The following is a 13291-nucleotide window of genomic DNA, read 5'->3' as shown; positions in this document are numbered from 1 at the left end:
GACTTCACATCGTGAGGTCATTTTTTATAAACACTATCGATTGTCATTATTACGCGCTAGGATGGCTTTTAGTCAGATTCGAATGGTTTGCTTTGAGATAACCATCTAATTTAATTATGATAAAGGCTCAATGTATCAGAGCTGAAAATAAAGAGAGCATTATGGAACGTACAATACTGATCACCGGCGTAGGTAAACGCATAGGTTATGCACTGGCCAAATATTATTTGGCTCAAGGTCATCATGTCATTGGCACTTATCGCACCCATTATGACAGCATTGAACAGCTCGGTAAGTTGGGCGCGAGTTTACATTCATGCGACTTAACCGATCCAGCATCTATTGATGGATTAATTACTCACATCAATGAGCATCATGATCGCCTCGATACCATTATTCATAATGCGTCAGACTGGTTACCCGACAACAACGGCTTAAGCCCGGCAGACACTATGACGCGAATGATGCAAATTCACGTATCAGCGCCGTATCAAATCAATCTTGCCTTAGCACCATTATTGATTAATGCAGCTAAAACCAATGACGACAGTATTGGTGCCAGCAACATTATTCACCTGACCGATTACGTTGCCGAAAAGGGCAGTAAAAAGCACATCGCCTACGCCGCCAGTAAAGCAGCATTGCATAATATGACACTGTCATTTGCCAGTTTATTAGCCCCACATGTCAAAGTGAACTCCATTGCTCCTGCGATGATTTTATTTAATGAAGATGACGGCGAGACATACAAAGCCAAAGCGTTGGCTAAAGCCATATTGCCCAAAGAAGCTGGTAATGCGGAGATTATTGCTTTAGTCGACTACTTGCACACCAGCCATTATGTTACCGGCCGCAGCTACGCCGTTGATGGCGGCAGGCATTTAAAATAATCCATACAACGCCAAGCGCTAATGTGCGGGGCAATGTTGACGTTAATTTGTTATAGACTTCTAGATGGCTAATTGGTAGTGTGGATATTAATCAGTATCCACACTCGCTATTATCGAAAGGAAGTCACTATGTCTGCAGAAAACATGAAGCTGGAATCATTGGCGCTACATTATGGCTACGAGTCTGAAGCTACCACCAAAGCCGCTGCGGTGCCGATATACCAAACCACCTCATATACCTTCGATGATACCCAGCACGGTGCCGACCTGTTCGATTTAAAAGTGGCAGGCAACATCTATACCCGCATCATGAATCCTACTACCAGTGTGTTAGAGCAACGCTTAGCCGCCATTGAAGGCGGTATCGGTGCACTGGCTGTGGCATCTGGCATGGCTGCGATTACTTACGCGATTCAAGCATTAACCCAAGTGGGCGACAATATTGTCAGTACCAGCCAGTTGTACGGCGGCACGTATAACTTATTTGCCCATACGCTGCCACGCCAGGGCGTTGAAGTCCGTATGGCGGCGTTTGATGACTTTGATGGTCTCGACGCATTAATTGATGACAACACTAAAGCGCTATTTTGCGAATCGATTGGTAACCCAGCAGGTAATATTGTCGACTTACAACGTTTGGCCGATATTGCCCATAAACACGGAGTGCCATTAATTGTAGATAACACTGTAGCGACGCCAGTGTTGTGCCGCGCATTTGATCATGGTGCCGACATTGTTATTCATTCGCTCACTAAATACATTGGCGGCCACGGCACAACCATTGGTGGGGTGATTATTGACTCGGGTAAATTTGACTGGGTTGCCAACAAAAAACGTTTTGCGATACTTAACGAACCTGATCCGTCTTATCACGGTGTGGTGTATACCGACGCATTTGGACCCGCCGCTTATATTGGCCGATGCCGCGTAGTGCCACTGCGTAATACTGGCGCAGCCTTGTCACCACACAGTTCATTTTTGTTACTTCAAGGCTTAGAAACTTTAAGTTTACGTATGGAACGTCATTGCAGTAATGCGCTTACGCTAGCCGAATATCTACAGCAGCACCCTAGTATTAGCTGGGTTAATTACGCAGCACTACCAGACAGCCCACACCATGCAACCTGCCAAAAAATCACTGGTGGTAAGGCCTCAGGTATTATTAGTTTTGGCATTAAAGCCGATAACGCAGAAGCCGGTAAAATTGCTGGTGGTAAGTTTATTGATGCACTGCAAATGGTGCTGCGTTTGGTCAATATCGGTGATGCTAAATCGTTAGCTTGTCATCCCGCCAGTACCACCCATCGCCAGTTAGACAGTGCCGAATTAGCTAAAGCCGGTGTATCAGAAGATCTAGTGCGCATATCGGTGGGTATTGAGCACATCGACGACATCATTGCTGATGTCAGCCAAGCACTTGATAAGGCGATTGTGTAAGCCCATTTTTAGTCTAATCAGTTAACTAAAAAGCCCCATCAATAGCGTTTATTGATGGGGCTTTTTCCATTCTGTTATGTTTGATTTTTACCTTCTACAAAGTCTAGTTGGTATGTAAGAGGAATCAGCAGTATCAACGTGTCTCCGTCCAAAGTGTCCGAAATAGCGTGATGAAAATGCCGTAGTGACATCATGGCCTTTATCACACATCCCTGTGTTTCAAGGCATGTAGACTCCTGTCTTGCAGATATGTAACAGGCTCGGGGGTACATGGTCGTTTTTTGACATCCATGTCATCACGACATTCGTCAGTCCATTCACATCAGATGTACCATCTGAGCCGTTAGGTGATTTTTATTATGCTATGAGGATGAACACTTTGCCGGAGCTGCCGGGGTGATCCAAGAGGGGGAAGCAGTTTTCCCCTTCTTGGTCTGGTGTGGGCGAAGCGCCACGACCTTAATAGTATTAAGCTATTTTAAATAGCCAATCGTCTCGTTGGGGTAATAATCACTGGTAAAGGAATATCCCAAAAATCAGTAGGCACTTGGCTGACTTGCTGACTGTCGTGGGCAAAGCCTACGGCTAACGGCTTGTTATCGACCACTTGTGCCAAGGTGCGGTCGTAATATCCGCCGCCCATCCCCATACGATTTCCGTGTTCATCAAAGGCGACTAGCGGAGTAATGATCATATCGAGCTTATCAACGGTAATGACATGTTGCACATTGAGTTGTGGCTCGCTGATACCATATTGGTTGTTAACCATCACCGAGTCGCGATCGTAGCGCACAAACAACAAATTACCCTTACTAAACGGATGAATACGCGGCAAATAAAGATTAATGTCGACATCCCATAATGCTTCAATCAGTTTTTGAGTAGCAAGCTCACCATCGTGAGTGACATACAAGGCAACATGCTGAGCCGACTGCGCCTGAATTTCGGCTAACATATGACGGCTGGCAATTAAGGCTAATTGATTTTGTTCTTCAGCGCTGAGGCTATTCCGTTCTTGTCTTACATGGCGACGAATATTCTCGCGACTCATGTCGACACTATCAAATACGGGGTCTTCGAATTCTGTTGGCGTGGCAAAATAGCTAATGCGTGCCGAAGAGGTTGACGTAACTGGACGATTGTCTTTGTTAGTCATAAAGCGTGTGATTGTCATAAAATTAGGATGCTCCCCAAAATACCGCTGCCGGCGCAGCCCTTGAACCGTAGGTTCAAGGCGGGTAAATGTTCATCTCCTAAGGCTTCTCGGTATAATCCGAGCATGCACAATGTTAACGAAAGCATTCACCCTGGGTTTGTAATTATCGGCACAGGGACTTAACCAACGAGCAAATATCCCAGGGAGCAAAACAGGGTAGAATTAAGCAATGCTTAGTTCTGAAATCTTAGTTTAGCCTTCCTAGCGGCTTCGTTCAACCAACGATGTTTCCAACGTTGACTGTAATAACGAAATACGCTCATCCATTTGCGCCATATACTGTTTGTTTTTTTGTTTTTCTTCAAACAATTCATTGCCAATGTTCAGTGCTGCCATAATGGCTAACTCTTCACGGCTTAAATTATTAGTACGCGACTTTAAGGTTGTCAGTTGGTTTTCAACTTCTCTGGCAACTGTACGCAAAGCATCTTCGCGTCCTTTTGGACATGCGATAGAGTAGGTGCGCCCTAATAGGGTAATATCAACAGCACTGTTACTCATAATGTTGCCTCAGTTCCTTAGTCAGTTCGCGAACTATATAGGGCTGAATTTAAAAGAGCAAGGCAACAGCATCCCTTTTTAACTATTTGCTGTTTGTGTGAACAAATCCGCTTCAGTCTAGGCATAATTTGGGCACAATACACACTAGCATTTGGAGCATCATACTAACTCTGCTAGCATTGAAGCAGATATTGCGCTATTAGGAATTTACCATGGCAATCCCACCTTCATTATGTATTGAAAAACTAAAACAGGCCTTAGATTACGCAGAAGTCGGCCAGCATCCAGTAGAAGTGCACGGAGCGCTTGTTGGGATTATTTGTGGTGGTGTAAAGCAAGAAAATTTAGCCTGGCTCAAGCCGTTAGTTGAGTTAATGAACGACGGCCAACCGTTAGAGCCAAACTTACAACAGCTGATCAGCGATTTGTATCAAGACACTGTGACACGCTTAGTCGATTTCGAATTTGGCTTTACGCTGTTATTACCAGAAGAAGAAACGTCACTGAGCGATCGCGTTGAAGCGTTAGCCTTGTGGACTCAAAGTTTTTTAACGGGCATTGCCATCATTCAACCTGAGCTAGACAAAGCGTCAGCCGATGTGCGTGAAGTGATTAAAGACCTTGCCGATATCGCTCAAGTAGAATTTGATGTTGGTGATGACGAAGAATCAGAAGTTGCCTACGAAGAACTGCAAGAGTTTGTCAGAATGTCAGCTATTTTATGTTATTCAGAGTTTGGTTTAGACATGCCATTGAATGACACCAATGAGCATTCAACTTTTCACTAATATTTTGGTATAGGCAGCAACGCAGCGTATGACCACAGCACACACAACTACTCAGCCACTAGCCGTTGATATTGCCATAGTGGGTGGCGCCATGGCAGGTGCCACGTTAGCTTTAGGGTTAGCTCAGTTATCTGCCACATTATCTGCTACGTTATCATCTGCCACGTTATCATCAGCCACTTTAGCGCGTCCGCTGCGTATCGCCTTAATTGAAGCTCAGGTTGCCAATAACAATCACCCAGGTTTTGATGCTCGCTCTATTGCCATTGCACACGGTTCTATTTTCGAACTGACTCGTTTAGGCATTTGGCCCAAGTTGCAGCATCTAGGCACCGCGATCGAAAATATTCACGTGTCAGATCGCGGCCACTTTGGCATGACCGAGCTAAACGCTAAACCCTTAGGCTTAGATGCGCTAGGGCAGGTTGTCGAACTCGCTCAGGTCGGTAAAGTGTTATTCGACGAACTGGCTAAGTCATCGGTCAGTCTTTTTTGTCCAGCCAAAGTCACTGATTTACAAGCCCAAACAGACGGTCACTTATTAACGCTAGATAATGGCACTCAGCTGCATTGTCAGTTGCTGGTGGCTGCCGACGGCGCTAACTCGGTTGTGCGTCAACATTTACAACAGCCTACAGAGCAAGTCGATTTTGATCAAACGGCTGTCGTTGCCAATGTCATTACCGACCAACCGCATCAACACTGGGCTTATGAGCGCTTTACCCAAACAGGCCCATTAGCACTGTTGCCGATGAAGTCAGTGCCATCAACACCTTCTACTCAAGCGCGATATTCACTGGTATGGGCATTACCGCCAGCCAAAGCTGATGCATTGAAAAATACGGATAAAGCTGAATTCTTAGCGGCTTTGCAGCAAGCATTTGGCCATCGTGTTGGCCGCTTTATCGATGTGGGTCAGCGGGCCAGTTATCCACTCACATTATCGTACATGCCTCGGCCTATTTACCATCGTTGTATATTTGTCGGTAACGCCGCGCAAACGTTACACCCTATTGCCGGACAAGGTTTTAATCTGGGTTTACGTGATGTAGTAGGATTACTCAAGGTGCTTGAACACGCCTTTAGCAGCAACGGGTCAACCGAAATCGACCTTGGCAGCAGCGCTATCGTGCATCAATATTTAGCCGCTCGCCAAGCCGATCGCGACAGCACACTCAGCAACATCGAATTTTTAGTGCGTGGCTTTTCCAATCAATACTGGCCGTTAGTTGCCGGACGCAATATCGGTTTGCGTTTATTGTCTTGGCTACCGCCGTTAAAGCGCCCCGTAGCGCAAACCGCCATGGGCTGGCGTTAACTCATTTTAAGGTAAGGATTGACCATGTTTTCAACTAAAACTTATGATGTTGCCATCGTCGGCGGTGGTATGGTCGGGCTTGCAACCGCAATCGGTTTAGCCAATGCCGACCTTAATGTGGTGGTTATCGATGCTGGCACAACCCAAGCGGTCAGCGGTGAGCCTAAATTGCGCGTCAGTGCTATTAACAAAGCCAGCCAACAACTGCTGGAAAACCTCGGTGCTTGGCAATACCTCGACAACAGCCGTGTTAGCCCATATCAAAAAATGTCGGTATGGGACAAAGACGGCCTAGGCAAGATTGAGTTCGACGCTCACAGCATCAGCGAAGCCTATTTGGGCTCGATCATTGAAAACGATGCCATCAGTTATGCCCTTGCCAAACGCACCAGCGAAATAAGCAACATTACCCATATTGAAAACCAACGCCTTGAGCGCATAGCCTTTGGCGAGCGCGAAGCATGGCTAACCCTAGCCAATGGCGATAACGTCAGTGCAGCCGTGGTGGTTGCCGCCGACGGAGCCAACTCTTGGGTGCGCCAGCAATGCAGTATTCCGCTAACATTCTGGGACTACGGCCACCATGCCATAGTTGCTACCGTGCGCACCGAACTCGCCCACGACGCCACCGCCAGACAAGCCTTTTTACCCGGTGGTCCATTAGCCATGTTGCCACTGTATGACGATAATTTATGTTCTATCGTCTGGTCTGTATCGCCCGACCAAACCGAGCAATTGTTAGCATTAGACGATATAGAATTTGGCAAAGCATTAACTGCTGCGCTTGATGGTCGTTTAGGCATGTGCCAGGTCGTTAGCGAGCGCCAATCATTCCCGCTACGTATGCGTTATGCGCGCCACTTTGCTCGCCATCGATTAGTACTGGCTGGTGACGCAGCTCATACCATTCATCCGTTAGCTGGCCAAGGGGTTAACCTAGGCTTTTTAGACGCCGCCAGTATCATCGACACCTTTACCGAACTGCACCAGCAAGGCAAAGATTTAGGCGAATATAGCCATTTACGCGCCCTTGAACGTTGGCGTAAAGCCGAGGCAATGGAGATGATTGCCACCATGGAAGGCTTTAAAAGACTGTTTGCCGGCAGCAATCCGCTTAAAAAAGCCATGCGCGACATAGGCCTAACCCTAGTTGATAATGTCGCTGGGCTGAAAACAGTGTTCATCAAACAGGCTATGGGTAACAAAATGACATTACCTAAACTTTGTCGTGAGCCAATTTCATCATAGCTAATGTAGAAACTTGTTTAATATCAGTCTATACAGTTAAATCGGCGTTTTTATTGTAAAAAATTATGTAAAAAAATTACAACAATAGATTAGCTAAACTAATGCGACCGGACTCGGATTAGAAAAATTTTTTGTATACAAAGTGGGTCTGCGGAGTATAATTTTGGCCGCATTTTATCAAAAACCTACATAAGAAAGGCCTCAAAAAAAGGGATAATAATGGCTAGCAAAACTGTACTTTTTAACAAGCATTTAGAATCAAACGCCAAAATGGTAGATTTCCACGGTTGGGACATGCCGATTAACTACGGCTCTCAAATCGAAGAACATCACGCAGTACGTCAAGATGCAGGCATGTTCGACGTGTCGCACATGACCGTAGTTGACGTTACCGGCAGCGATGCTTGTGCCTTTTTACGTAAGTTACTTGCTAACGATGTCGCCAAGCTTACCGTACCCGGTAAAGCCCTTTACGGCGGAATGCTAGACGAAAACGCTGGCATCATCGACGACCTTATTACCTACTACTTAACCGACACTCATTACCGTGTGGTGGTTAACTCCGCTACTCGCGACAAAGACCTAGCCTGGATCAACAAGCAAGCAGCAGCATTTGATGTTGTGGTGACTGAACGTCCAGAGCTTGCGATGATTGCCGTGCAAGGCCCTAATGCTAAAGCCAAAGCAGCTACTGTATTCAGCACTGAGCAAAACGCTGCTGTTGAAGGCATGAAGCCATTCTTTGGTGTGCAATCAGCCAACTTATTTATTGCCACAACCGGTTACACCGGCGAAGCAGGCTACGAAATCATTGTTCCAGAAGCCGAAGCTGAAGCCTTATGGCAAGCACTGTTAGACGCAGGCGTTAAGCCATGTGGTTTAGGCGCGCGTGACACCTTACGCTTAGAAGCGGGCATGAACCTTTACGGTCAAGACATGGACGAGTCAATTAATCCATTAGCCGCTAACATGGGCTGGACTGTAGCGTGGGAACCAAGCGAGCGTGACTTTATCGGCCGTGATGCACTTACCGCCATTAAAGCTGCAGGCACTTCAAAGCTAGTCGGCTTAGTCATGGAAGAAAAGGGCGTATTACGCCACGATATGGCAGTATTTTTTACCGACGCAAACGGTGTTGAACATCAAGGTGTGATCACCAGCGGTTCGTTTTCGCCAACGTTAGGCTATTCTATTGCCATGGCCCGTGTGCCTAATGGTATTGGTGCAGTAGCTGAAGTTGAAATGCGTAAAAAGCGCGTTAACGTAAAGGTTATAGCCCCAAGTTTTGTACGTAACGGTAAACAAGCTTTCTAAAGACTCAAAAAATTAGTTGCGGTTTACCCAAAAAGAATTTATTTGTTAAGTATTAGAACATCAGATTAAGGAACAACGATAATGAGCACTATTCCAGCAGAGTTGAAATATGCATCTTCACACGAGTGGATCCGTAAAGAATCAGACGGTAGTTACACAGTCGGTATCACTGAACATGCTCAAGACCTATTGGGTGACATGGTATTCGTAGAATTACCAGAAGTGGGCGACACCGTTACTGCCGGTGATGATTGCGCTGTTGCTGAATCAGTTAAAGCGGCTTCAGACATTTACGCACCTATTTCAGGTGAAGTGATTGCCGTAAACGAATCTTTAGAAGATTCGCCAGAGCTTGTTAACAGCGACGCATTTGGTGAAGGTTGGTTCTTCCGTGTTATGCCTTCTGACGAAGCTGAAGTGGACGCATTACTTGATGCCGATGGTTATCAAGAAGTGATTGACCAAGAGTAATCACCCATAATACAGGAAGCTCCCTAGGGAGCTTCTTTGTTATGTGCAGCTAAAATATATTGTGTAATAACCTCAAACCAGTGGCAGCCAAAAAGCCAATGACGAGGGCACAATATAATAAACCTTAAACAGGTTAACCACGTATTACCCATTTTCACCCTAATCCAGTTCTGTGCCCTACCGCCATAACTGGTCGATTTGGAACAAGGTTTAACATGACCAAGCAAACCCTGACACAACTAGAACAACACGAGTTATTTCTAACACGCCACATTGGCCCAAGTGCACAGCAGCAGCAAGAAATGCTCAACTTCATTGGTGCTGAGTCGTTAGAAGACTTAACCGCGCAAACCGTTCCTGGCAAAATTCGTTTACCACAAGACCTCACCATAGGTGACTCATGTGGCGAAGCCGAAGGTATCGCCTATATCCGCAAAATAGCTGACAAAAACAAAGTCTTTAAAAGCTATATCGGAATGGGTTACTACGGCGTGCAAGTGCCAAATGTTATTTTGCGTAACGTGTTCGAAAATCCAGGTTGGTACACAGCTTATACTCCATATCAGCCAGAAATCGCCCAGGGCCGTTTAGAAGCAATCTTAAACTTCCAACAAGTGTCAATGGACCTAACCGGTCTTGACCTTGCATCAGCATCATTGCTGGACGAAGCAACCGCAGCGGCAGAAGCCATGGCACTTGCCAAGCGCGTATCTAAAGCCAAAAAAGCTAACACCTTCTTCGTAGCCGACGACGTATTCCCACAAACACTCGACGTAGTGAAAACCCGCGCTGAATGTTTTGGTTTTGAAGTTGTTGTTGGTCCAGCCGAAGAAGCGGTAAATTACGAATTATTTGGTGCCTTGTTCCAGTACACCAACCGTATTGGCCAAATTACCGATTACACCGAGCTATTTGCCACACTACGTGACAACAAAGTGATTGTCACTGTAGCTGCTGACATGATGTCGCTAATGCTGCTTAAATCACCTGGCGCCATGGGCGCAGACGTTGTATTTGGTAGTTCGCAACGTTTTGGCGTACCAATGGGATACGGCGGACCACACGCTGCATTCTTCGTTGCCCGTGATGAACACAAACGTTCAATGCCTGGTCGTATTATTGGTGTGTCAAAAGACACCCGCGGTAACAGCGCATTACGTATGGCCATGCAAACGCGCGAGCAACATATTCGCCGCGAGAAAGCCAACTCAAACATTTGTACCGCGCAAATTTTATTAGCCAATATGGCGTCGTTTTATGCAGTATTCCACGGCCCACAAGGCTTAAAAACCATTGCATCACGCATTAACCGTTTAGCCGACATTTTAGCGGCAGGCTTAACAGCTAAAGGCTTAACCTTAGCTAACACCACTTGGTTTGACACCATTAGTGTTAAAGGTGCCGACGTTGCCGCCATTAATGCCCGCGCCATAGCCGCGCAAGTTAACTTACGTATTGATACAGACGGCGTATTTGGTATCAGCTTAGATGAAACCACTATCCGTACAGATATCGCAGACTTGTTTGACGTTATCCTAGGGGCAGGCCATGGTTTAGACGTTGCAGCACTCGATGCCGACATCGTTGCTAATGGCAGCCAGTCAATTCCAGACGCGCTAGTACGTCAAGATGCAGTATTAACCCATCCAACGTTTAATCGCTACCAAAGCGAAACCGAGATGATGCGTTATATCAAGCGTCTCGAAAACAAAGATTTAGCCTTAAACCACTCAATGATCTCGTTAGGTTCATGCACCATGAAACTCAACGCAGCAGTGGAAATGCTACCAGTAAGCTGGCCAGAATTTGCTAACATGCACCCATTCTGCCCACTAGACCAAGCACAAGGTTACACCGAGTTAATTAACGAACTGTCTGAGTTTTTAGTTAAAATTACCGGTTACGATGCGGTGTGTATTCAACCAAACTCAGGTGCACAAGGCGAGTACGCTGGTCTGTTAGCCATTAAGAAATACCACGAGTCTCGCGGCGACGCGCACCGTAACATTTGCTTAATTCCACAATCAGCTCACGGCACTAACCCAGCATCGGCACAACTTGCCGGTATGAAGGTAGTGGTTACTGCTTGCGACAAGCAAGGTAACGTTGATTTAGAAGACTTACGCGCTAAAGCGTCTGAGTTAGCCGACAGCTTATCGTGCATCATGATCACGTATCCATCGACTCACGGTGTGTACGAAGAATCAATCCGCGAAGTATGCGAAATTGTCCATCAATATGGCGGTCAAGTGTACCTAGACGGCGCGAACATGAATGCACAGGTTGGCTTAACATCACCAGGCTTTATCGGCGCAGACGTATCGCACCTTAACTTACACAAAACCTTTGCAATCCCGCACGGCGGCGGCGGTCCTGGTATGGGCCCAATTGGTGTTAAATCGCACCTTGCGCCATTTGTAGCAGGCCATACAGTGATTAAGCCAGGCCGCGAAAGCGACCATAATGGCGCCGTATCTGCTGCACCTTATGGTAGCGCCAGCATTTTGCCAATCAGCTGGATGTACATTAAGTTGTTAGGCACTAAAGGGGTTAAGCAATCAACCCAAACTGCGCTTTTAAACGCTAACTACATCATGAAAAAACTACTGCCTCATTACCCAGTATTATTTACTGGCCGTAACGACCGTGTTGCCCATGAATGTATTATCGATTTACGCCCATTAAAAGAAACCTCAGGCGTAACCGAAATGGATATCGCTAAGCGTCTAAACGACTATGGTTTCCATTCACCAACCATGAGCTTCCCAGTAGCGGGAACCTTGATGATTGAGCCTACTGAATCTGAGTCTAAGGTTGAGCTGGATCGTTTTATCGAAGCGATGATTTCTATTCGTGGTGAAATTACCAAGGTAGAAGCAGGCGAGTGGCCAGTGGACAATAACCCGCTGCATAATGCACCTCACACCCTAGCGGATATTATGGACCCAGAGTTTGATTCACGTCCGTACAGTCGTGAAGTGGCCGTGTTCCCAACGGCAGCGGTTAAGGCGAATAAGTTTTGGCCAACCGTAAATCGTATCGATGATGTTTATGGGGATCGCAATTTGATGTGTAGTTGCGTCCCACTTTCAGACTACGAATAAATGATAATGACTACTTGGCCTCGATAATACGGCGTCAGCCGACACTTTTCTCTTCTCATTGACACCAGTCAACTCCGAGGAGAAAAGCATCGGCTTCCTTGTCTTCTCATCGGCAGTAACGCCATTATCGTGGTAGTAGGCTTCATTTGAAGTTTTAGAATTAAAAAGCGACCGAAAGGTCGCTTTTTTGTTTGTGTCATTCCAGTAAATTCCGAAAAAACGTCTCTCCGGTAATGCTTTTGAGCCGGAATCCAGCTTGTTTCTTTTGTCTTCATCTTAGCTATGGCCTGCAGCCACTAACGTCGTGGCGCGTCGCCCACACCAGACCAAGAGGAAACCAACGGCTGTTCCCTCTTGACTCTTTTTAAAAGAATTAGCCCAGCCGCCCCGCAACATTTTCCTTAATGATTTAAACAACAGATGCGAAAAGGTCGCCATGGGGATTGATCCAGCTTTTAACTTCGTTTGTAGTCTGCTTCGGCCCATCTTACAATAAAGAGTGAAAATGCTAATGCTTCCGATGGGAATCTGATGTGAATGGATTTACGAATGTCGTGATGGCATGGTCAATGATGTTCCCGACATCATAATGACATTTCCCATATCCATATGGGGCAGATGCCAAAGAACGACCTGTACCGCGAAAGCTAGCCTGACGTCCTGTCAGGCTCACGCATTCACTTGCAAAGAGTCTTCAACGGCCTCAAGGATAATGGAGCCTGCAGATATAATATCTAAAGCATTAAAAAGCGGACCGGTTGGTTCGCTTTTTTATTTCCGTCATTCCAGTCATGTGTAAATACTCGTCATTCCGATTATGTTTATATTTACGTCATTCCAGTAATGCTTATATTTCCGTCATTCCAGTAATGCTTATATTTACGTCATATATGGACCCACCCGTTTTGCAAGTGATTTCGAAGCGTTGATAAACAAATTCATTGCCTTCATATATCCGGCTTGTGAACCGGGTGTTTTATATACCCGCAGCCCTAATGCAATTA

Annotated in this window: 10 protein-coding genes and 1 other RNA gene; 8 read left to right on the top strand and 3 right to left on the bottom strand. The window is 46.1% G+C overall.

What is annotated here, in order from left to right:
• Positions 1-161 precede the first annotated feature (161 nt).
• Entirely contained in the window at positions 162-890 is a 729-nt protein-coding gene (gene folM, locus H5202_RS04845) for a dihydromonapterin reductase (protein WP_182771062.1), read from the top strand.
• A gap of 144 nt (positions 891-1034) precedes the next feature.
• Positions 1035-2327 carry an O-acetylhomoserine aminocarboxypropyltransferase/cysteine synthase family protein gene (locus H5202_RS04840; RefSeq protein WP_182771069.1) on the top strand — a complete coding sequence of 431 codons (1293 nt, stop codon included), beginning with the start codon at positions 1035-1037 and terminating at the stop codon, positions 2325-2327.
• A 478-nt stretch (positions 2328-2805) separates the two neighbouring features.
• Here H5202_RS04840 and H5202_RS04835 read toward each other — a convergent pair whose 3' ends face one another.
• From H5202_RS04835 to H5202_RS04825, 3 genes are all read right to left on the bottom strand, one after another.
• Complete coding sequence (locus H5202_RS04835) at positions 2806-3501, bottom strand: 5-formyltetrahydrofolate cyclo-ligase (protein ID WP_182771061.1); 696 nt, start codon at positions 3499-3501, stop codon at positions 2806-2808.
• A gap of 9 nt (positions 3502-3510) precedes the next feature.
• Positions 3511-3692: non-coding RNA, 6S RNA (gene ssrS / locus H5202_RS04830), on the bottom strand.
• Between the two features lie 52 nt (positions 3693-3744).
• Positions 3745-4044 (bottom strand): cell division protein ZapA, encoded by a 300-nt coding sequence (locus H5202_RS04825; protein ID WP_011638594.1) that lies wholly within the window; start codon positions 4042-4044, stop codon positions 3745-3747.
• A gap of 212 nt (positions 4045-4256) precedes the next feature.
• Here H5202_RS04825 and H5202_RS04820 point away from each other — a divergent pair, with 212 nt between their 5' ends.
• The 6 genes from H5202_RS04820 to gcvP all read left to right on the top strand — a co-directional run bounded on the left by H5202_RS04820 (position 4257) and on the right by gcvP (position 12287).
• A complete protein-coding gene (locus tag H5202_RS04820; RefSeq protein WP_182771060.1) occupies positions 4257-4832 on the top strand; it encodes a UPF0149 family protein in 576 nt (191 codons plus the stop codon).
• A 28-nt stretch (positions 4833-4860) separates the two neighbouring features.
• Positions 4861-6150, top strand: coding sequence for a 2-octaprenyl-6-methoxyphenyl hydroxylase (gene ubiH, locus H5202_RS04815; protein ID WP_182771059.1), 1290 nt, complete (start codon positions 4861-4863; stop codon positions 6148-6150).
• 24 nt (positions 6151-6174) lie between these two features.
• Positions 6175-7398, top strand: coding sequence for an FAD-dependent oxidoreductase (locus tag H5202_RS04810; RefSeq protein WP_182771058.1), 1224 nt, complete (start codon positions 6175-6177; stop codon positions 7396-7398).
• Positions 7399-7617: 219 nt separating this feature from the next.
• Complete coding sequence (gene gcvT / locus H5202_RS04805; protein ID WP_182771057.1) at positions 7618-8712, top strand: glycine cleavage system aminomethyltransferase GcvT; 1095 nt, start codon at positions 7618-7620, stop codon at positions 8710-8712.
• Between the two features lie 81 nt (positions 8713-8793).
• Positions 8794-9183, top strand: a complete 390-nt coding sequence (gcvH, locus tag H5202_RS04800) for a glycine cleavage system protein GcvH (protein ID WP_182771056.1) — start codon at positions 8794-8796, stop codon at positions 9181-9183.
• Positions 9184-9398: 215 nt separating this feature from the next.
• Entirely contained in the window at positions 9399-12287 is a 2889-nt protein-coding gene (gcvP, locus tag H5202_RS04795) for an aminomethyl-transferring glycine dehydrogenase (protein ID WP_182771055.1), read from the top strand.
• Positions 12288-13291 lie beyond the last annotated feature (1004 nt).

The sequence above is a fragment of the Shewanella sp. SG41-4 genome (assembly GCF_014164505.1).
Taxonomy (GTDB): Bacteria; Pseudomonadota; Gammaproteobacteria; order Enterobacterales; family Shewanellaceae; genus Shewanella.
Note: the sequence above shows the minus strand (reverse complement) of the source record. Positions and strands in the feature narration are given on the sequence as shown.